The organism is Enterobacter sp. Cy-643, from assembly GCF_011752815.1.
Taxonomy (GTDB): Bacteria; Pseudomonadota; Gammaproteobacteria; order Enterobacterales; family Enterobacteriaceae; genus Cedecea.
This window is the reverse complement of the sequence record NZ_VWWV01000001.1, coordinates 237,680-258,667: the sequence shown is the minus strand read 5'-3', so window position 1 is coordinate 258,667 and position 20,988 is coordinate 237,680. Positions and strand designations below refer to the sequence as shown.

Genomic DNA, 20,988 nt, shown 5'->3' with positions numbered 1-20,988 from the left:
CTCAGGCAGATTCTGGTAGGTTTCGCTCCACCGCATACTTTAAAGGGTTATTCCCCCGTGACAGTCAAACGCTCGGTCTCCACAAGCCTTGCCCGCGCTTTCTTTTCGATTGTTTTGCTGTCGCTGCTTTCAACCGGCATTGCGATGCTGACGCTCGCCAGCAGCCTGAAAGATGCAGAAGCGGTGAATATTGCAGGATCGTTGCGTATGCAGAGCTACCGTCTGGGCTACGATCTTCAGAGTGACTCACAGGCTATTGCGGCACACTTGCAGCAGTATCAGCAGTCGCTGAGCTCCCCCACATTGCAGCAGCTTAACCGGTTTTGGGTGCCTGATGAGGTGAAAACCCGCTATAACGCCCTGCAGCATGCCTGGCAGCAAATGCAGCAGCATATTCAGAACGAAGACATCGACTGGTACCGCTATAACATTGCCGCCTACGTGGAACAAATCGACCTGTTTGTGCTGGCGCTCCAGCATTATGCTGAGCGAAAAATGATGCAGGTCGTCGCGGCTTCGGTGGTCGGTTTTATCGCTATTTTTACCCTGGTATTCTTCACGTTGCGCCGCATCCGCCAGCAGGTGGTCATGCCGCTCAATACCATGGTGGAAGCGAGTAAAGCTATTGAGCGCGGCGAATTTACCCTCCCGAACCTTGACCGCTCTCTGCCCAATGAGCTGGGCGCCCTGGCACAGGCTTTTATCCGCATGGCGGATGAGCTACAAAAACTTTATCGTTCCTTAGAGCAGCAGGTGGAGCAAAAGACCCTGCGCCTGCAGGAAGCCAACCGCATGCTCGAAGTGCTGTACAGCTGCTCCCAGGCGCTGAACGTCAGCACCATCAATCGCGACTGCTTCGTGCAAATCCTGCAGATCATCCACCAGCATGAGGCGGTCAGCGCCCTGGAAATGCAGGTGGGTGAAAACTGGCGGCTGACGGAGGGCTCTCCGGTGGCGGACGAAAAATGGCATACCCTGCCGCTGGTTCAGCAGGACAGCGCTTTTGGCACGCTGCGCTGGCAGTCACAGGGGAAAACCCCTTCCCCACAGCTGATGAAAAGCGTGGCCACCATGCTGGGGCGAGGCGTGTACTTTAATCAGGCACAAAAACACTACCAGCAACTGCTGTTGATGGAGGAACGGGCTACGATTGCCCGCGAGCTGCATGACTCTCTGGCCCAGGTGCTCTCTTATCTTCGTATCCAGCTGACGCTGCTCAAGCGCGCGGTGCCTGAAGAAAACCATCCCGCACAGCGAATTGTTGGGGATTTTTCCCAGGCCTTAAACGACGCCTATCGCCAGCTGCGCGAGCTGCTCACCACCTTCCGCCTGACGCTGCAGCAGGCAGATTTACCCGCCGCGCTGCAGGAGCTGCTTGAACCGCTGCGCGAGCAAACCCAGGCAGAAATTAGCCTGAAATGCAGCATGCCGACTCAGGTTCTGGACGCTTCGCAGCAAATCCACCTGCTGCAAATCATCCGGGAGGCGGTACTGAATGCGATTAAACACGCCAATGCGAGCCATATTGAGGTGGTTTGCCGCTCAGAAAGCGGCGGCGAGCATTTCGCTTCGGTATTTGACAACGGACACGGGATTGCCAGCCTTGAAGAGCCGGAAGGTCACTACGGGCTGAATATCATGCACGAACGCGCAGGCCGGCTTGGCGGCCAGCTGACAATATCCCGTCCGCCAGAGGGCGGAACGCGAGTAGAAGTCCACTTTACCTCTGCGCCTCCGGCTGACGCCGGGAGCCATAACAATAATTAGCTTTATTCAGGAGTTAGCAATGTCTGAGAAAACGGTATACCAGGTTTTAATCGTGGACGATCACCCGCTTATGCGGCGCGGAGTGCGCCAGCTACTTGAGCTGGACAGCACGTTTACGGTCGTGGGTGAAGCCAGCGGCGGTGCGGAGGCCATCAGTTTAGCGAATCGCCTGTCGCCGGATTTGATTCTGCTCGACCTGAACATGAAGGGCCTGAGCGGCCTCGATACGCTCAACGCCCTGCGCCGGGACGGGATCAGCGCCCGCGTGGTTATCCTGACCGTGTCCGACGCCCGCAGCGATATCTTTACGCTGATTGATGCCGGGGCCGATGGTTACCTGCTGAAAGACAGCGACCCGGAGGTTTTATTACAGGACATTCACCGCTGCCTGACGGGTGAAAAAGCATTTAGCGAGCAGGTACGCGAGTATCTGACCAACCGTGGGAGTGAGCGGCAGAGCAGCGATCCGTTTGCTATTCTCACTGAGCGCGAGCTGGACGTGCTGTCAGAGGTGGCCCGTGGGCTGTCAAATAAGCAAATTGCCAGCGGGCTGCATATTTCAGAAGAGACGGTAAAAGTGCATATCCGTAACCTGCTTCGCAAGCTGCAGGTGAGGTCCCGCGTCGCGGCCACGGTGCTATTTTTGGAAAGTCGGGGTTAAAACGACCCAATAAATGGCATGGTTACAAATCCTGCCAATTCCAAAGCATATTTACACTATCTCCTAGATTTCTCCACGTTTGACTAAGCGGTTAAAGCTACAGTGATGCGGTTATTGATAACAATTAGAAGCTTTTAAGGGGTCCTGACCGCATGGCGAATTTTTTCATTTCTCGCCCCATTTTTGCCTGGGTGCTGGCAATCTTGCTTTGCCTGACCGGGGCACTGGCTATTTTTTCACTGCCCGTCGAACAATATCCCGATCTTGCGCCACCCAACGTAAGGATCACCGCGAACTATCCGGGCGCCTCGGCCCAAACCCTGGAAAACACCGTCACGCAGGTGATAGAGCAAAGCATGACCGGCCTGGACAACATGATGTATATGTCGTCCCAAAGCAGCAGCGCCGGTCAGGCCACCATTACCCTGAGTTTTAAGGCAGGGACAGACCCGGACTCCGCGGTGCAGCAGGTGCAAAACCAGCTGCAGTCTGCGGTAAGAAAGCTGCCGCAGGACGTGCAGACTCAGGGCGTCACGGTGAACAAAACCGGTGATACCAACATTCTGATGGTCGCCTTTGTTTCCACCGACGGCAGCATGGATAAGCAGGACATCGCTGACTACGTGGCCAGTAACGTGCAGGACCCGATGAGCCGCGTGAACGGCGTCGGCAGCGTCGATGCTTACGGCTCGCAGTATTCCATGCGTATCTGGCTCGACCCGAATAAGCTCATCAACTACCAGATGACCACCCAGGATGTGGTCACCGCCATTAAATCCCAGAATGCGCAAATTGCCGTGGGCCAGCTTGGCGGTACCCCGGCGCTGGACAAACAGGCGCTGAACGCCACCATCAACGCCCAGTCGCTCCTGCAAACGCCGCAGCAGTTCAAAGACATCACGCTGAGGGTGAATCAGGATGGCTCTCTGGTCACTCTGGGGGATGTGGCAGACGTTGAGATGGGCGCGGAGAAGTATGACTTCCTGAGTACCTACAACGGGCAAGCGGCTTCAGGGCTGGGGATTAAGCTCGCTTCCGGCGCTAACGAAATGGAAACCGACAAGCTGGCCCGCGCCAAAATCGAAGAGCTTTCGCAGTTTTTCCCGCACGGCCTGGAAGCCAAAATCGCCTACGAAACTTCCCCGTTCGTTAAAGCCTCAATCACAGACGTGGTGAAAACCCTGCTGGAAGCGATTCTGCTGGTGTTCCTGGTCATGTATCTGTTCCTGCAAAACTTCCGCGCCACGCTTATCCCAACCATTGCCGTGCCGGTGGTGCTGCTGGGTACCTTTGCCGTGCTGTATGTCTTCGGCTACAGCATTAACACGCTGACGATGTTCGCCACCGTGCTGGCTATCGGCCTGCTGGTGGATGACGCCATCGTGGTGGTAGAAAACGTTGAGCGAATCATGAGCGAGGAAGGTCTTTCCCCTCGGGAGGCGACCCGAAAATCAATGGGCCAAATCCAGGGGGCGCTGGTCGGTATCGCTATGGTGCTCTCCGCCGTGTTTGTGCCGATGGCGTTCTTTGGCGGCACAACCGGGGCGATTTATCGCCAGTTCTCGGTCACTATCGTAGCGGCCATGGTGCTGTCAGTGCTGGTCGCAATCATCCTCACCCCAGCGCTGTGCGCAACCATTCTTAAGCCTCTGCATAAAGGCGAACATCACGGCCAGAAAGGCTTCTTCGGCTGGTTTAACCGCACCTTTAACCGCAGCGCCGACCGCTACGAAAATGGCGTGGCCAGAATCCTCGCCCGCAGCCTGCGCTGGATGCTGATTTATGCCCTGCTCCTTGGCGGCATGGTGTTCCTGTTCCTTAAACTGCCGACGTCATTCCTGCCCCAGGAAGACCGCGGCGTGTTCACCACGTCAGTACAGCTTCCGAGCGGCGCAACGCAGCAGCAGACAACCAAAGTAGTGCAGCAGGTTGAACAGTATTACCTCACCAAAGAGAAAGACAACGTCGTGTCGGTGTTCTCCACCATTGGCGCAGGCCCTGGCGGGAACGGACAAAACGTCGCGCGAATGTTTATTCGCCTGAAGGACTGGGACGAGCGCAGCGCTGACGGCAGTTCGTTTGCCATCATTGAACGGGCCACCAGGGCCTTCAATAAGATTAAAGAAGCGCGCGTCATTGCCAGCAGCCCACCTGCGATTAATGGTTTAGGCAACGCCGCGGGCTTTGATATGGAGCTGCAGGATCACGCCGGCGCGGGGCATGATGCGCTCATGCAGGCGCGTGACCAGCTGTTGGAAATGGCCGGCAATAACCCGCAGCTCACGCGAGTACGCCACAATGGCCTGGACGACAGCCCACAGCTGCAAATAGATATTGACCAGCGTAAGGCTCAGGCGCTGGGCGTCTCCATCGACGACATCAACAACACGCTGCAAACGGCCTGGGGCTCAAGCTATGTGAATGACTTTATGGATCGCGGGCGCGTGAAAAAAGTGTATGTCCAGGCCGCGGCCAAATACCGCATGCTGCCGGACGATATCAACAGCTGGTATGTGCGCAATAAAACCGGCGGCATGGTGCCCTTCTCCGCCTTTGCCACTTCCCGATGGGAAACCGGCTCGCCTCGCCTGGAGCGCTACAACGGCTATTCCGCGCTGGAAATTGTCGGCGAAGCGGCGCCAGGGTTAAGTACCGGTACCGCCATGGACATTATGGAGCAGTTGGTCAGCAAGCTGCCGAACGGCTTTGGTCTTGAGTGGACGGGCATGTCCTACCAGGAACGCCTCTCCGGCGCACAGGCCCCTGCCCTGTATGCCATTTCGTTGCTGGTCGTATTCCTGTGTCTTGCGGCGCTGTACGAGAGCTGGTCCGTGCCGTTCTCTGTCATGCTGGTCGTGCCGCTTGGGGTGATTGGCGCCCTGCTCGCCACCTGGATGCGAGGCCTTGAGAATGACGTTTACTTCCAGGTCGGGCTGCTAACGGTGATCGGCCTGTCGGCGAAAAACGCCATTTTAATCGTCGAGTTTGCCAACGACCTGAACGCCAAAGGCCAGGATCTGGTGGTCGCCACGCTTGAGGCCTGCCGCCAGCGCCTGCGCCCGATATTAATGACGTCCCTGGCGTTTATTTTCGGGGTTCTGCCGATGGCGACCAGTACCGGGGCAGGCTCCGGCAGCCAGCATGCGGTAGGCACCGGCGTGATGGGCGGGATGATATCCGCCACCGTGCTGGCCATCTTCTTTGTGCCGCTGTTCTTTGTCCTGGTACGCAGACGCTTCCCGCTCAAAGCGCACCACGACTGAACTCTCGGGCAATAAGCCACAAAAAAGGCGACCTTTTCAGGTCGCCTTTTTGCTGATGTTCGCAGAGTATTCAGTACCAGAATATCGCGCCGTTGCTTTTTATGCCGGAACGCTTATTTGCGCAACATACCTTCGATGAAGTCTTTCCACTGCCCTAATTCGTGCTCGATCATAACCGCCTCTCTTGATGTTGGCGCAAGTATACGCGGATATATTCTGCAGTTGAACCTTTTTTGAGCGGCCAACTATTGAGCAATATCACAAATATATTGTTAGCAGAATAACGATTTAGCGCTGAATCGTGGCTCGATAATTGCCCTCACCTGCGGCAGAATGGTTGCCCTCTGGCAAACTAAAACGGAACCGACCGCCACTATGATCACCATGTACGGCATTAAAAACTGCGACACCATCAAAAAGGCGCGCCGCTTTTTAGAAGCTCAGGGCGTGGATTACCAGTTTCACGACTATCGTGCTGACGGACTCGACGCTGAACGACTGAACAGCTTCATTGCTGAGCTCGGTTGGGAAGCGCTGCTAAATACTCGCGGTACAACGTGGCGCAAACTGGATGAAGCCCACCGGGCCTCCATTAACGACCCACAAAGCGCGGCGGCGCTGATGCTGGAGATGCCGGCAATCATCAAACGCCCATTGCTCTGCGCGCCCGGTCAGCCTATGCTGCTGGGTTTCAACGAAACTCACTATCAGCAGTTTATCAACGAGGTATAGTCTTATGTCCTGCCCGGTTATTGAGCTGACGCAACAGCTTATTCGTCGTCCTTCCCTGAGCCCCGATGATGCCGGCTGCCAGGCGCTGCTGATTGAGCGCCTGCGCGCGATTGGTTTTACCGTTGAACACATGGATTTTGGCGACACCCAGAACTTCTGGGCATGGCGCGGGCAGGGCGAAACGCTGGCGTTTGCCGGGCACACCGACGTGGTGCCGTCAGGGGATGCCGATCGTTGGATTAACCCGCCGTTTGAGCCCACGATTCGCGACGGGATGCTGTTTGGCCGCGGTGCCGCAGACATGAAAGGTTCGCTGGCGGCGATGGTCGTTGCGGCTGAACGTTTTGTGGCCCAGCACCCCAATCATAAGGGTCGCCTGGCGTTCCTGATCACCTCCGACGAAGAAGCCAGCGCAGCCAACGGCACCGTGAAGGTTGTGGAAGCGCTGATGGCGCGCCGCGAACGTCTGGACTACTGCCTGGTTGGCGAGCCGTCCAGTACCGAAGTCGTTGGCGACGTAGTGAAAAATGGCCGCCGCGGCTCCCTGACCTGTAACCTGACCATTCACGGCGTCCAGGGCCACGTTGCCTATCCGCATCTGGCCGATAACCCGGTACATCGCGCCGCACCAATGCTGGCAGAGCTGACGGGCATTGAGTGGGATAAGGGCAACGAGTTCTTCCCGGCCACCAGCATGCAGATTGCCAACGTGAAGGCCGGCACCGGCAGCAATAACGTTATTCCAGGCGATATGTTTGTTCAGTTTAACTTCCGCTTCAGCACCGAGCTGACCGATGAAGACATCAAGCAGCGCGTCGTCACCCTGCTGGAGAAACACGATCTGCGTTATACCGTCGAATGGTGGCTCTCCGGCCAACCGTTCCTGACTTCGCGCGGAAAGCTGGTCGATGCGGTGGTGAACGCCGTTGAGCACTATAATGAAATTAAACCGCAGCTGTTAACCACGGGCGGTACATCTGACGGGCGCTTTATCGCCCGCATGGGGGCTCAGGTTGTGGAACTGGGGCCGGTGAATGCCACCATTCATAAAATCAATGAATGCGTCAACGCCGCCGACCTGCAGCTGCTGGCCCGGATGTATCAGCGCATTATGGAACAGCTTGTCGCCTGACGGGCAGCCAACTGAAGAGGTATCAGCATGGAATGGCTATCGCATTACTGGTGGATTATCGTCCTGGTGTTATTGCTGGGGATTTTTATTAACGTCATTAAAGACCTGAACCGAATCGATCCGAAGAAGTACATGGCAGACAAGCCTGAGCTTCCGCCGCATCGTGATTTTAACGATAAGTGGGATGACGAGGACGACTGGCCTAAGAAGAAATAGCAGTCTGCCTCACTCCGGGCGATTCCGGAGTGAGGCAGATATTTACAGCAGCTCAATCAGATCATCATCTTTCGGTGCCGCGCCGCCGCTCAAAGCCTCATCGAAATAGTGTTTCGGCACGGTGTAGCGCAGGTGATCCAGCGCCGCCTTCATGCTGCGGTCATCTATCGCATGCCCCAAATCGTCAATCAAATCCAGCGTAACGTCTCCCCCGAGGCTAAGTAACTTCTCGGCGGCGTCCACCGCGTGTGTCGCGTGGATCACTTTGTCGTTGTCGCCGTGAATCAGGTGGATTGTGGTGCTGGTAGAGGCCTGCTGCGGCAGTTCTGCATAACGCCCGCTAAAAGCTATGACTCGAGCAGCAAGACCCGGCTCAGCCTTAATGCCCTCCAGCGCCATAATAGCCCCCTGAGAGAAGCCAATCAGCGCCGTCGCCGTGGGCGGCACGCCGCTTTGTCGCTGCCAGTCACGCACCGCCTCAATAAATCCAGGCATCGCGGCATCCACGCGTTGCTGACGATTTTCTTCCGTCACGCCTGCCACGGAGAACCACTCCCGGCCAGCGCCGCTTGGGCCTGAGCCGCTAATACTGACCACCAGGGCATCAGGAAACTCTGGCGCAAACCAGCTCCCGATTTCGCCCATGGCTTGAGCCGTGTCGCCTACGCCGTGGAACAGCAGTATCAGCTGGCTGGCCGGCGCTACGGGGCTTTGGACAACAAAATGGTCATGTTTCATGGCTTTCTCCTGGTTAATGGAGACAACTATACGCCGCTGCATGGGGATGACCATGCCGTTTAGTGGAATTTTTGCAATTGCATAATGCTGTCATGCAGCGCATCGGTGCGAGTCCAATTGAGATTTTCCAACGCGCTTCGGGCTTCCTCACGCATCAGCGCAAGCAATGCTTTTTTGCCGGAAATCCCCAGCCGCTGGCTAAGTGCCTCGCTGCTTTCACGCAGCTGCAAGCGCCCACGAAGCGTATGCAGCGGTAAAACTGACGCCAGCAAAAGGCGATTTAATGCCCCCAGACAAGCTTCCAGCGGGCGATGAGCAAAGGCAAAACCGGCTAACTCTTCCCAGTCTTCAGGCAGCAAAGCTGACCAGGAACCCTCAGGCAAAGGCAAAGGCAAAGACAGCTCGATCCACGGTTTCTGCCACGACCAGTCTCGCAGTAGCCTCTGCTGCTCATTTTCCGTCAGCAACCTGCCTGCGGGCGTCAGCGGCAATAGCGCCATGGCGCTGTAGCAGCCGCTGCTGGCTTCTTTGTGGCTACCGATTCGCACCAGCACAAACCCGCAGCGCTGCCAGAAACGCCATAGTTCATCGGTATAGCCGAAGCTGACCGAGAGATAATCATATTGATGATTCACCGCCTGCCGCGCATGTTCAATCATGCTGGCACCGATATGCTCGCGCTGGCGCAGAGGATGAACCGCAATCCGACTGATACGTAGTCCACGGAGCGTAGCGGCCAATGGACTGCCACCGTGAGCCGCCAGCGATTGCGCCACCAGATTGCCTCTGGGGCGACGAAACCCGGCCCACACGCTGCGGCTTAGATTCTCATCGAGCCCGCCCTCTTCGACCATCCACAAGGCACCTGCGCACTGCTCTTTGATATTCGCCGCGCTAAAATGCTGGCCGGGGGCATCAAGCATCCGTCGCCAGTCGAGCGGTGAGGTACGATAATGCGCCCCCGAAAGCAGCCGGTACATCTGCTTTAATTGCTCAGGTTTACGCGGCCAGTCTGCCTGCTCAACAGCCTCTAAAACGGGATCGCCTTGCGGGAATCGCGCCAGATCTGGCTCATCGAAAAGCATGATCCTGTCGATCGTCTGCTCGAGCGGATCGTTCTGCGCCCAGCGGATCGGCGTGTTGAGCGTGAAGCGCTTGAGCGCCGGAAACGCCGCGCAGAACTTCAGTAGAAAACCGCGCCCGGTTCCCTCATATCCTTGTACCGTCGTGGTCAGCAAAACGCGGGGGAAACGCTCTATTATCTGGCGTAGCAACGGGGCCGGAATAGCGGCCGCCTCGTCCACAATCAGCCAGTCACAGGCCGTCAATCCACGCTCTGCGGCCAGCGCATCCGGGGCGGTAAACTGAAAGCGTTCGCCTGCATAGCTTGCCAGTACGTTGGTGGCAGCCTTCGCCGGAGCCGTCACCAGGCAAGCGCCTGAGCTCCGATTGACCAGCATGCCCGCCAGGGCAGATTTCCCCCGGCCTCTGGCCGCCGTTACTACCGCCACGCCGCGCGCCATCCCGGACAAATTATCAAGGATAGCGGCCTGCTCTTGCTCTGGCGCACCGCTGGCGGGCCGCCAGACCGGGCGATGAGTAAAAGGATTCAGGGTGAATGATTCATGCTGCTGCCACAGCACGGCTTCTGAATCTTGCCGTATGCAGCGCTGAAGATGGGAAACAAAATGGGGAGTCGGAATCGCCTGTGGCGCATCGCTCCAGCGGCCGGCATCTTCATCCGGAAGCGAAGCCCAGCGCGACCACTCAGGCGTCAACAGCAGCAACCAACTGCCCGCTTTGAGCATCCCGGAAAGGGCAGCGAAGGCGGCGGCATCCAGCCCTCGCCTGGCATCAAACACGGCATGCTGAAACTCACGCCCAAGCATGCTGCGCACTGCCGAAGGCGAGCAATGCAAAGGCAATTCAGGGGAAGAGCCAACCCAAAGCCAGTCTCCGGGTAAAGACGTCGTCAGCGTAACAACCTGCTGGCTGCTCCACTGGTTCTCCCCGGCAAGCACCATCAGCCGGCGGATACCGGTCAGCTGCATCTGCGCCGTTGCCTGCTGCATCGGTGCGATCAAAGTTGCTGCGGTCATCGATTAACGGAGCGTATTGCCGAAGGTGTTGCACTGGGCCGGATCGCCGCTGTCGAAACCACGCTTGAACCAGGTATAGCGCTGCTCGGAAGTGCCGTGGGTGAAGCTATCCGGCACTACGCGTCCTTGGCTTTGCTGCTGCAGACGGTCGTCACCGATAGCTTCGGCGGCATTGAGCGCTTCTTTCAGATCGCCCGAATCAAGCACCTGCTGTTTCTGCATGCTGTTTCCCCAGACCCCGGCGAAGCAGTCGGCCTGAAGTTCCATTTTCACCGACAGGCGGTTAGCGTCAGCCTGAGAAGCATTCTGCTGGAGCTGACGCACTTTTGGCTCAATGCCCAACAGTTTCTGCACGTGATGCCCCACTTCGTGAGCGATAACGTAGCCCTGAGCAAAGTCACCGCCCGCCCCAAGTTTGTTGCGCATATCATCGTAGAAGGAGAGGTCGATATAAACGGTGCTGTCCGCCGGGCAATAGAACGGCCCCATCACGGACTGGCCGGTACCGCAGCCGGTGCGCGTTGCCCCGCGATACATCACCAGCTTAGGCTGCTGGTAGGTACGCCCCATCTTCTGGAAAATTTCACCCCATGTATCTTCAGTTGTCGCCAAAATGACCGAGGTAAATTTGGCGGCTTCATCGTCTTTCGGGCTGATAGAGCGCTGCTGGGAAGACTGCTGAGAAACCGGCGGCTCGCCGGACAGGAAGGAAGTAAGATCGACGCCGTAATAGCTTGCCACAATGACCACGACGAGCAGCACCAGGCCGCCTTTTCCGCGTGGGATGCGAAAACCGCCGCCGCCCATGCTCATACCAGGGCCAGAGGCGTCATTGCGCCTGTCTTCTACATTGTCGCTTTCGCGACGTCCTTGCCAACGCATACGCTCGTCCTCATTAACAACCTGTAATGGAATACTTGTCATACTTCAAGCCGCAGCTGCGTTGGCTGCATCCGTTCACCTCAGACACATAGTTAGCTATGCTCCTGAGGACTCACGGCCTTGCCGCGTGATTCGGCCTTATGGCCTCACCCCTTCGAGGCCAGTGCAAGCACTGTTCAAAACGACCAAGCGTTTTGTGCTGCAACTTGAATTATTTAGAGTATAGATCGTAGGTGGTTACCGACAGGATTACCATAAGAACAGACAGCGAAAAAACAGGGTGCGCAAACACGCACCCTCAGGTTGCTGACAAAGAGGGAAAAAGCGTGGTTTTTCCCTCTTTGTGGTGAACAGTCGAAAATCAATGAATTGATTTTCCTGTTTATTTTTTGGCGAAGCATTGCAAAGTTGATACGTATGCGGTTTGTCATCGGTCTCAGGGTGCGCAAACACGCACCCTGATGCGCAACGTAAACGATTGCGTGGTTAGTCTAATTTAACGCCGAGACGGTGAGCAACTTCCTCATACGCTTCAATCAGGCCACCCAGGCTCTGGCGGAAACGGTCTTTATCCATTTTATCAAGGGTTTGCTTATCCCACAGGCGGCTGCCGTCTGGGGAAAATTCGTCACCCAGCACCACTTCACCTTTGAACAGGCCAAACTCTAGCTTGAAGTCAACGAGGATCAGGCCAGCGTCATCAAACAGCTTGCTCAGCACGTCGTTCGCTTTGTAGCTCAGCTCGCGCATGCGGGCCAGATTCTCTTTGCTCACCCAGCCAAAGGTTTCGCAGTAAGATTCATTGACCATCGGGTCATGCATGGCGTCGTTTTTCAGGAACAGATCGAACAGCGGTGGGTTCAGCTCAATACCTTCCTCAATACCAAGGCGCTTCACCAGTGAACCCGCGGCGCGGTTACGAATCACGCACTCTACCGGCACCATGTCGAGCTTCTTCACCAGCACTTCGTTATCAGACAGCAGCGCTTCCATCTGGGTCGGAATACCCGCTTCTTCCAGCTTGGCCATAATGAAATGGTTAAACTTGTTGTTTACCATGCCCTTACGGTCGAACTGCTCGATGCGCGCCCCGTCACCTGCTGACGTATCGTTACGGAATTCGAGCACCAACAGGTCCGGATTTTCCGTACTGTAAACGGTCTTCGCTTTGCCGCGATACAACTCAGCTTGCTTTTGCATCTTTCTTACTCCAGGTATAACGATCGCTTGCGCAATCGAAGGGTTTTACCCGTCATACTTCAAGCTGCATGTGCGTTGGTTGCACCTGCTAACTCCGGTCACATAGTTAGCTATGCTCCCGGAGATTTCCAGGCTTACCGCCTTCCTGCAGCTCGAATTATTTAGGGTATCTACATAGGCCTAAATAAGAAGGGCCGGAATTAACCGGCCCTTCTGTGTTACTTGCTGAATGCTGCCTGGAATACGGCGACCAGAGCATCGTTCTGAGACTGCGTCAGCGGGTGCCCTTTCGGGTCGATGAACTGCAGGCTGCTGCGGTTATCGAGGTCGCCAACCTGCAGCTTATAGTCGCCGTTAGTGAGCCCAGGATCTTTCGCCCCCAGATCGCTCCAACTGCTGTCAGACAGCGCTTTGTAGGTTACCGCGATACTGCCCTGAGAACGGGTTGTATCGGTCACCTTCATGCCTGCTTTTCCAAGCGCAGCCGGCAGGCGACTCCACACCACGTTGAATGGTGCGCGTACGACCAGCATTGGCAGGCCTGTGTCATCCGCCGCGCTTTGCACGTCAAGCTGGCTGGCACTGCGATTGTCCTGTGCGTTCTGGCGCGAGGTTTCAGACTTATCCAGACCGGCACTGATGATGTTCAGCATCTGCGCGCTATAGCGCTGCAGGGAAGAAGCATCGGCGACCGGTTTGCCACCCTGCTCCAGGTTCAGCAGCTTAACCACAACGGACTGCTGGTAGCCCTGCGGCTGCACGCTAATCTGGTAACGGCCACGGTACTGCACGTCTTCGTCCGCGCGGTTCCACTGCACCCAGTCGGTCGTCAGGGTTTGGCTGGCATCGTTGCGTTGAGCAATGGCGTAGTTTTCACCTTGCAGAATGCTTACCACCTGAGGCCACAGCCCGCTTGCCTTATTGGCTTCAACCTGCAGCGTGGCGGTATCACCGGTAAACTGGGTACGCGCCCCGTTCACCAATGCCAGCGCCTGCGCCGGTGGGCGAATATCCAGCTGCTTGCCTACAGCACCGCTGCCGTTGGTGACCGGAATGTTGTAGTCGCCATTCTGAATCGGCAGGATCATGCCGGCCGGAGAATGGATTTCCGCAAGTGGGGTCGCATCCAGGTAGGACTCATCGCCGCTAACCTGACGCTTGTAACGCTGATCGGAACTGCACGCCGCTAAAAGCATGGCGAGCGAAACAACAGCAACTTTTGCCACCGTCGACTTCTGTACTGAGTAAGCCATCAAATCTCCCTAAGCTTTACAGCAGACCGGCATGCTTAAGCGCGCTAATAATCACCGGGCGACTGGCGTCGGTCAGCGGCGTCATCGGCAGGCGTAAGGTATCGGTTGCTACAAGACCCAACTCTCTCGCGGCCCATTTCACCGGGATAGGGTTAGGTTCTACAAACAATTTATGGTGCAGCGGCATCAGACGCTGGTTAAGTTCGCGAGCCTGTGCAAATTGCCCTGAGGTGGCAAGTTTACACATTTCTGCCATTTCACGCGCGGCTACGTTTGCCGTCACGGAAATCACGCCGTGACCACCAAGCTGAATGAAGTCCAGCGCGCTGGCGTCATCACCACTCACCAGGATGAAGTCATCTTCAACCAGCTCTTTGATCTGGTTTACGCGGCTTAAGTTCCCGGTAGCTTCTTTGATACCGATAATATTTTTGATTTTCGCCAGACGGCCAACGGTTTCTGGCAGCATGTCACAGCCGGTACGAGACGGCACGTTATACAGCATCTGCGGCAGATGAGTGCTTTCAGCAATCGCTTTAAAGTGCTGGAACAGCCCTTCCTGAGTAGGACGGTTGTAATACGGGGTGACCGTCAGACAGCCCACAATGCCGCTGTCCTGTAGGTGATGCGTCAGGGAAATCGCTTCGGAGGTGGCGTTAGCCCCGGTGCCGGCAATGATCGGGATTCGCCCGTCCGCCAGTTCCACGGTAAGCTTCACTACGTCGACGTGTTCGTCGTGGCTTAAGGTAGCCGATTCGCCGGTAGTTCCTACCGAGACAATCGCCGAGGTTCCGCTGGCGACATGGTAATCAATCAGTTTTTTCAGGCTGGACCGGCAGACATTACCTTTCTCATCCATCGGCGTAATTATCGCGACAACACTTCCCGTAAACATTAGCCACCCTCTGTGCAAACATGTTGTCCAATGTTACGTTTGGTGCCATAGCAAAAGCAAGCCGCCAGAAGGCGCTAAGCGGTTGGCAGCTTACTTTTTTTATGCTTTCCTAATGTGAATCTCACCGATTGACAGGAAGAACACGTTTGACACCCTCATCACACCATTATTTGGTTATCACAGCTCTGGGAGCGGACCGTCCTGGTATCGTCAATACCATCACCCGTCACGTAAGCAGCTGCGGCTGTAATATCGAAGACAGCCGTCTGGCTATGCTGGGTGAAGAGTTCACCTTTATCATGCTGCTTTCCGGTACCTGGAACGCGATAACCCTGATCGAATCTACCCTGCCGCTTAAGGGTGCCGAACTCGATCTGTTAATTGTGATGAAACGCACAACCGCGCAGGAAAGACCGGCCACGCCGGCCACGGTTTGGGTGCAGGTTGAAGTGGCGGACTCGCCGCACCTGATTGAGCGATTTACCCACCTGTTTGATACCCATCAAATGAACATTGCGGAGCTTGTCTCCCGCACGCAGCCTGCTGAAAACGGCGTGGGGCCGCGCCTGTATATTCAGATAACTGCCCACAGCCCCGGTTCTCAGGATGCGACAATTATCGAGCAAGCGTTTAAAGCCCTATGTACAGAACTGAAAGCAGAAGGCACTATTAACGTGGTTAACCCACAGCAAGATGATTAAAGACGGAGAGTAGTGATGAGCCCACTGAAAGCCGGTGATATTGCACCGAAATTTAGCTTGCCCGATCAGGACGGCGAACAAGTAAATTTAACCGACTTCCAGGGACAGAGAGTTCTGGTTTATTTCTATCCAAAAGCGATGACACCAGGCTGCACCGTGCAGGCATGTGGTTTGCGCGACAACATGGATGAGTTGAAAAAGCGTGGCGTGGAAGTGCTGGGTATCAGCACCGACAAGCCAGAGAAACTTTCCCGTTTTGCCGAGAAAGAGCTGCTTAACTTCACCCTGCTTTCTGATGAAGACCACCAGGTTTGCAGTCAGTTTGGCGTGTGGGGCGAGAAATCTTTTATGGGCAAAACCTATGACGGCATTCACCGCATCAGCTTCCTGCTGGACGGCGACGGTAAAGTGGAAAAGGTGTTTGACGATTTCAAAACCAGCAACCACCACGATATCGTTGTGAACTGGCTGACCGAAAACGCCTAAGTACAGATAAAGAACAGACAAAAAAGCCGACATCTTAGTCGGCTTTTTTCTTCCTGCGGTGTCAGCTTATCCAGCCAAACGCTTAAAGTGCTGCCCGATAAATTGCGGCAGTGTCACTAACGGCTGACCGATAATCTCAACGCCCGTGCTATCAAGTCCGGCCAGTAATCCTTCTTGCTGATCCTTTTTAATCGCGGAGAAATGCGCGCGCATAACCTGATGGTCTGGCATACCCAGCAGGTTCAGGAAATCATCCACGGAGACAGACTCAAAACGGATTTCTTTCTCTAACACAGCCCCCAGCAGTTGAGCTATCTCCGCATGGCTGTACTCTACCGGCCCGTGAAGGGTATAAATCTGCCCAGCGTGCGGCTGTGGCCCAGCCAGGATCCCGGTGACCACGCGGGCGATATCAACGGCGGCAATGGGCGCAAAACGGCTCTCTGCCTCAAACGGCGTAACATAGCGCCCTTCGCGGATCAAATGAGCCGTGTACAGCAACCATTCGGCGAACAGCGTCACCCGCAGGTGCACCGTTGGCACGCCAGACCAGCTTAATACCTGCTCGGCCAGCCAGTGTTTCAGCGTTTGCGGGCTGGTGGCATACGGGCGCGATTGCTTTTGAGACATATTTACCACCAGCTCAAGCTTTGCCTCTTTTGCCGCCTGGGCGAAAATCGTCGTCGCTTCTACCAGGCCCTCAGCAAGCGGGTAACAAAAATAGGCCGCAGAGACGCCGGCCAGAGCCTCGCGCATCTGTCCCAGCTCCAGCATATCGGCCACAACAATATCTGCCCCGAACGAACGTAATGTATCGGCTCGTTGATCATCGCGCCGGACCAGGGCACGCACGCGGTGCCCCCTATCCAGAAGGAATTTTACCGTAGGGGCGCCCGTGTCACCGGCCGCGGCGGTAACCAAGAATGTCTTCATTGTTCTGTTCCTGAGAAGTGAAAAAGGGCGGTCAGGCTATGAAAATGCCCCAGCAGAGAGCATTGCCCGGCTGACCGTGACCGACTTACAGCGTGGCAAAGTGATGTTCAAGCCCCTTCGGGTTGCTTCCCCAGAACCCGGCAACCTGGGCCGAAACGGGATCGGGAAAAATATCTTCCTGCTCACCAGCCAGACCGTTCACGATCTCTTCGGCCGCAGCGGCAGGAGAGGCTTTTTCCGTATGCAAACCGGCCGCCATTTCGGTATCAATCGGACCCGGGAAGATACTCACCACATTGATATTTTTAGGCTTCAATTCAGCCCGCGCCGCCTGGGTGACTGAATGCAGGGCTGCTTTAGAAGCGGCATACCCGGCAGTCTGCGCCATCGGCGCCAGCGCCAGTACGCTCAGCACATTGGCAATCACGCCGCCGCCTTTTTTCTCAAGCAGGGGCACAAAAGCCTGAATAACGCTCACCGTGCCGTAATAATTAACCGCCATATCGGCGGCAAGATCGGCAGGGGTGGCGGTCAGGAGCGAGTTGGCATTCATCACCCCCGCATTATTAACCAAAATATCAAGCTCACCGACCTGCAGCGCAGCGGCAGAAACAGCTTCCGGTCTGGTGACATCCAGCTGCACGGCGGCAACGCGGCTGTCACCAAAATCCGGCAAGGTTTGAAGATCGCGGGCGCCAGCATACACTTTGCCAGCGCCGTGTTTGAGCAGCGCACGAACTAAATCAGCACCAATACCCCGGTTTGCGCCGGTCACGAAAACTGTTTTGCCTTGAATGTTCATATGTTGACCTTATGGGTTGATTCACCTTTTGGTGAGGCAGTTAGCCGCGCCCGGTTTATCCCGCGCGCAGCGGTTCTATTTCTGAGGCAAGCCTCAATGCGGTCGCGATCCCGTCCTGCAGAAGCTGCGTGGACAGCGCCGGATCGGTCACAATGCGAGACAACTGAAGCGTGCCGACCATCACGGCCCAAATCGCCGCCGCAGCTCTCATTCGCACTTCAGCCTCCGCTTTTGCCGGTAGGGTGTCCGCGATATGTCGAATAAACCCTACCGTTTTTCCAGCAACCATTGCCCGGGTCTCTTCCGGTCGGTTCTTCAGTTCCGACGCAAGCGAGGCGAAGACACAGCCGGCTTCCGGATGGTCGCGGTGCTCAGGGCTGAGATAACGCGCTAAAATCCGCTCCAGGCTTACCGCCTGGCTATCGCTACCCTCGCTAAAAATGCGGCAGAAGGTTTCGTCTGCAGCGAGGCCAACGGCCTCCTGGATCAGATCCTCTTTAGACTTAAAGTGGCTATAAAACCCCCCCACCGTTAGCCCCGCATGTTCCATCAGGGCAGCCACCCCTACCTTCTCAATGCCTTCTTCACGAAAACGTTGCGAAGCGACCTTAACAATGTGCTGGTGCGTTTCCTCTTTATGACCTTTGGCATAGCGCATAAAACTGCCCTCTTATCTGCAAGCTTAATGACGATTAAATTATAATCATAATATAACAGACCGTCAGGCAGCCACCATCCTTTTGCTGGCCGGCTATGCGTTATTCTGTCGAGAGGCGTTAATAATCAAAGAAAAATGCGCTTCCATTGCGGGAGATCCGCCCGGCGTGTGGCGCCCCGAAATGAGCAGGAAACATCACGGCATTCGTTTCGGCACAATGGTTCAGAACCTGTTTCCGCGACTTGATTGCCTGTACCGGATCCATACAGAATCGGCTGTTCCACTCAGGCCTATAAATCTGTATGGGGTGATGCATAACATCCCCAATAAATACCCCCTCCTCCTGTCCGCTGATTAATCGAAGCATAACGTGGCCCGGTGAATGCCCCGGCGTAGGCTCTATCAACAAAGCGTCGCTGAGCCGATCCGTCATGCTTACCACCTGCGCCTGGTTAGCCTCTAGCACAGGCAGCACTGAATCAGTAAAGACGTCCCGGGATTCTTGCGGCAGATGCGGGTTTCTTGCCGGGTCCCAAAAATTCAGCTCTTCAAGCGAAAAAACATATTTGGCATTTGGAAATGTGGGCACCCAACACCCGTCCAGTAGCCGGGTATTCCAACCAACGTGATCCACATGCAGATGTGTACACAGCACATAGTCAACGTCCTCAGGTTTAACGCCCGCGCAGCTTAGTCGCTCAAGGTACGGCGAGTTCAGTTGGTGGAAGTGAGGCGACTCCGGGCGATGTTTATGGTTTCCGCAGCACGCGTCTACCAGGATCGTATGGTGCGGTGTCCTTATCAGCCAGGAGTGGACCGACATCATGACCTGATGGGTCGAGAGCTGGTAAAAATCAGGCACCATCCAGCCGCCATGCTCTTTAAGAACCGCCGGGTCCCAATCGGCAAAGAGTTCCTCCCCCCTGAAGCCAGGGCCGTGAAGTTCCTCAATGCGGGTCACGGTGGCATGCCCTATTTTCCAGCTCTTGGCCGTATGAGTACTCATGCTGATTATCTCCTGATTACGTATTAAAACTTTTCGCTAGCGAGCCTGTTCTGCAACGCCGCGCTGGCTTCGGCTGCCCTCTGACCGCGGCCACATGGCACCAGAAAGCTCCGTCACTACGCAAATCACAGCTGAAATCACTATCGCCGCCGCAATAATCGCAAACAAAGTGGTCAGGGAGACATGGCAATACGCCACGGCCACCCACCCGCCGCCGGCGGCAATCAGCAGACGTACCGTACCGGCAAGAAAGATGCGCCACATATAACCGCTGCCCTGGGCGGCAAAACTCAGCGCGAAAACGACCCCGGTCGCGACATACAGCGGCGCAACAATTTGCAGATAGAGAGAGCCGGTTTGCATAATCGCCGGATCCTGGGTGAACAGCCCCATCCACAGCGCCGGGAAAAGAGCCACAATTAAACCAATGACTTCGACAATCGTGACGCTTACCGCCACCCCAACCCACGCAATTTTTCTGGCTCGGGCAATCTGACCTGCGCCCACGTTCGTCCCGACCATAGTGAGGATCGCGGTCCCCATTGCGAATAAAACAGGAATAAGAACGTAGTCCAGTCGGGATGCTGTGCCATAGCCGCCGATAGCATCGAGGCCAAACCGCCCGACAGCACCGGTCACAAGCAGAACCATGACATTCAGTTGCAGTGTCCCCAGTGCGGCCAACACACCCACCTTAAGAATGTCGCCGAATAACCGGCCACGCAGAGGAGAGAACCTCAAACGGAGCCCGGCACGCCCACTGGCCATGTAGCGCAGCAGTGCCAAGGCAGCCAGCCAGTAATAGAGACTCACAGCCACACCGGCTCCCGCGATGCCAAGGCCTTTGATCGGGCCAAGGCCGAAAATAAACAGCGGCGAGAGAGGGACCAACACAATAGCGCCGATAAACGTCACCATGGCCGGCACTTTCACATTCCCGACGCCCCTGAGCACGGCGGAAAGGAGATTGACTATCCAAATCGGAACCGCAGCAATAAAAACAAATATTGAGTATGTCTGCGCAGCCTGAAGCGCCTCGCCAGACCCACCGAGAGCGGCATAAAGCACCGGCCCAAAGCCGATAACGCTCACAGAAAAAAGCAGGCCAAAGACCACTGCCACCACGACCGCATGCAGGATCAGCGCATTCACATCATCATGCCTGCCCGCTCCGGCGGCTCTGGCAACCGCAGAAGCCACCCCTCCGCCAATGCCCCCGGCCGCCATCATCGTCATCAACATCCACAGCGGGAACACCATCGACACCCCAACCAAAGCAGGTGTTCCGAGGAAAGAGACATAATAGGTCTCAGCCACGTTGACCAGAGTTTGTGCTGCCAGTACGGCAACGGTGGGGAGAGCCAGGCGCATCATTGTTGAAAAGACTGGCCCACTCAGCATTTGTTCCCGCATGTGCCGCTTTGCATCCTGACGATCGTTCTGAATCTTCATGTTGCCCTCTCTGCCGCCTCTCGTTAACCCTGTCACGGTCGCTTCGCGTAGTGTTAACAATGATTATATTATGATCATAATACTATGCGGCAAAAAAACGGAATACAAGAGG

The 20,988-nt window shown here is 55.9% G+C and carries 20 protein-coding genes; 8 read left to right on the top strand and 12 right to left on the bottom strand.

The features are described 5' to 3' along the window. Positions 1–57: 57 nt before the first annotated feature. The 3 genes from narQ (at position 58) to acrD (ending at position 5,691) form a co-directional block, all read left to right on the top strand. On the top strand, positions 58–1,767 hold the full coding sequence (narQ, locus tag F3J29_RS01200) for a nitrate/nitrite two-component system sensor histidine kinase NarQ (RefSeq protein WP_166862371.1): 1,710 nt from the start codon (positions 58–60) through the stop codon (positions 1,765–1,767). 19 nt (positions 1,768–1,786) lie between these two features. Then, positions 1,787–2,428: a nitrate/nitrite response regulator protein NarP gene (gene narP / locus F3J29_RS01195; RefSeq protein WP_166862369.1), complete on the top strand. Its 642-nt coding sequence runs from the start codon at positions 1,787–1,789 to the stop codon at positions 2,426–2,428. A 152-nt stretch (positions 2,429–2,580) separates the two neighbouring features. Beyond that, positions 2,581–5,691: a multidrug efflux RND transporter permease AcrD gene (gene acrD / locus F3J29_RS01190; RefSeq protein WP_166862367.1), complete on the top strand. Its 3,111-nt coding sequence runs from the start codon at positions 2,581–2,583 to the stop codon at positions 5,689–5,691. Positions 5,692–5,804: 113 nt separating this feature from the next. Here the strand turns inward: acrD and ypfM are convergent, their stop codons facing one another. After that, positions 5,805–5,864, bottom strand: a complete 60-nt coding sequence (gene ypfM / locus F3J29_RS01185) for a protein YpfM (protein WP_139827443.1) — start codon at positions 5,862–5,864, stop codon at positions 5,805–5,807. 202 nt (positions 5,865–6,066) lie between these two features. Between ypfM and F3J29_RS01180 the strand changes: the two genes are divergently transcribed. From F3J29_RS01180 to F3J29_RS01170, 3 genes are read left to right on the top strand one after another with little or no spacing between them, the layout of a single operon-like run. Next, positions 6,067–6,423 (top strand): ArsC family reductase, encoded by a 357-nt coding sequence (locus tag F3J29_RS01180; RefSeq protein ID WP_166864850.1) that lies wholly within the window; start codon positions 6,067–6,069, stop codon positions 6,421–6,423. Between the two features lie 4 nt (positions 6,424–6,427). Further along, positions 6,428–7,555, top strand: coding sequence for a succinyl-diaminopimelate desuccinylase (dapE, locus tag F3J29_RS01175; protein WP_166862365.1), 1,128 nt, complete (start codon positions 6,428–6,430; stop codon positions 7,553–7,555). A gap of 27 nt (positions 7,556–7,582) precedes the next feature. After that, positions 7,583–7,771, top strand: coding sequence for a YpfN family protein (locus F3J29_RS01170; RefSeq protein ID WP_008460189.1), 189 nt, complete (start codon positions 7,583–7,585; stop codon positions 7,769–7,771). A gap of 42 nt (positions 7,772–7,813) precedes the next feature. Here the strand turns inward: F3J29_RS01170 and ypfH are convergent, their stop codons facing one another. The 6 genes from ypfH to dapA all read right to left on the bottom strand — a co-directional run bounded on the left by ypfH (position 7,814) and on the right by dapA (position 14,838). Beyond that, on the bottom strand, positions 7,814–8,509 hold the full coding sequence (gene ypfH, locus F3J29_RS01165) for an esterase (RefSeq protein WP_166862363.1): 696 nt from the start codon (positions 8,507–8,509) through the stop codon (positions 7,814–7,816). Between the two features lie 59 nt (positions 8,510–8,568). Then, positions 8,569–10,608, bottom strand: coding sequence for a tRNA(Met) cytidine acetyltransferase TmcA (locus tag F3J29_RS01160; RefSeq protein WP_502706541.1), 2,040 nt, complete (start codon positions 10,606–10,608; stop codon positions 8,569–8,571). A gap of 3 nt (positions 10,609–10,611) precedes the next feature. Further along, positions 10,612–11,490, bottom strand: a complete 879-nt coding sequence (ypfJ, locus tag F3J29_RS01155) for a KPN_02809 family neutral zinc metallopeptidase (RefSeq protein ID WP_166862361.1) — start codon at positions 11,488–11,490, stop codon at positions 10,612–10,614. A gap of 486 nt (positions 11,491–11,976) precedes the next feature. Further along, the gene (purC, locus tag F3J29_RS01150) at positions 11,977–12,690 is read right to left on the bottom strand and encodes a phosphoribosylaminoimidazolesuccinocarboxamide synthase (protein ID WP_008460193.1); all 714 of its coding nucleotides are present in this window, start codon (positions 12,688–12,690) and stop codon (positions 11,977–11,979) included. Positions 12,691–12,908: 218 nt separating this feature from the next. After that, on the bottom strand, positions 12,909–13,943 hold the full coding sequence (bamC, locus tag F3J29_RS01145; RefSeq protein ID WP_166862359.1) for an outer membrane protein assembly factor BamC: 1,035 nt from the start codon (positions 13,941–13,943) through the stop codon (positions 12,909–12,911). A gap of 16 nt (positions 13,944–13,959) precedes the next feature. Then, positions 13,960–14,838 carry a 4-hydroxy-tetrahydrodipicolinate synthase gene (gene dapA / locus F3J29_RS01140; RefSeq protein ID WP_166862357.1) on the bottom strand — a complete coding sequence of 293 codons (879 nt, stop codon included), beginning with the start codon at positions 14,836–14,838 and terminating at the stop codon, positions 13,960–13,962. A 146-nt stretch (positions 14,839–14,984) separates the two neighbouring features. On the opposite strand from dapA, the gene F3J29_RS01135 reads away from it, so the two are divergent. Both F3J29_RS01135 and bcp read left to right on the top strand, forming a co-directional pair. Further along, positions 14,985–15,539 (top strand): glycine cleavage system transcriptional repressor, encoded by a 555-nt coding sequence (locus F3J29_RS01135; protein ID WP_008460196.1) that lies wholly within the window; start codon positions 14,985–14,987, stop codon positions 15,537–15,539. 15 nt (positions 15,540–15,554) lie between these two features. After that, a complete protein-coding gene (gene bcp, locus F3J29_RS01130; protein ID WP_039295873.1) occupies positions 15,555–16,025 on the top strand; it encodes a thioredoxin-dependent thiol peroxidase in 471 nt (156 codons plus the stop codon). A gap of 66 nt (positions 16,026–16,091) precedes the next feature. Here the strand turns inward: bcp and F3J29_RS01125 are convergent, their stop codons facing one another. The 5 genes from F3J29_RS01125 to F3J29_RS01105 all read right to left on the bottom strand — a co-directional run bounded on the left by F3J29_RS01125 (position 16,092) and on the right by F3J29_RS01105 (position 20,876). Further along, entirely contained in the window at positions 16,092–16,958 is an 867-nt protein-coding gene (locus F3J29_RS01125; protein WP_166862355.1) for an NmrA family NAD(P)-binding protein, read from the bottom strand. An 85-nt stretch (positions 16,959–17,043) separates the two neighbouring features. Then, the gene (locus tag F3J29_RS01120) at positions 17,044–17,760 is read right to left on the bottom strand and encodes an SDR family oxidoreductase (RefSeq protein WP_166862353.1); all 717 of its coding nucleotides are present in this window, start codon (positions 17,758–17,760) and stop codon (positions 17,044–17,046) included. Positions 17,761–17,815: 55 nt separating this feature from the next. Continuing rightward, positions 17,816–18,418: a TetR/AcrR family transcriptional regulator gene (locus tag F3J29_RS01115; protein WP_166862351.1), complete on the bottom strand. Its 603-nt coding sequence runs from the start codon at positions 18,416–18,418 to the stop codon at positions 17,816–17,818. Positions 18,419–18,536: 118 nt separating this feature from the next. Continuing rightward, positions 18,537–19,424 (bottom strand): MBL fold metallo-hydrolase, encoded by an 888-nt coding sequence (locus tag F3J29_RS01110; RefSeq protein ID WP_166862349.1) that lies wholly within the window; start codon positions 19,422–19,424, stop codon positions 18,537–18,539. Positions 19,425–19,460: 36 nt separating this feature from the next. Continuing rightward, positions 19,461–20,876 (bottom strand): MATE family efflux transporter, encoded by a 1,416-nt coding sequence (locus tag F3J29_RS01105; RefSeq protein WP_166862347.1) that lies wholly within the window; start codon positions 20,874–20,876, stop codon positions 19,461–19,463. Positions 20,877–20,988 lie beyond the last annotated feature (112 nt).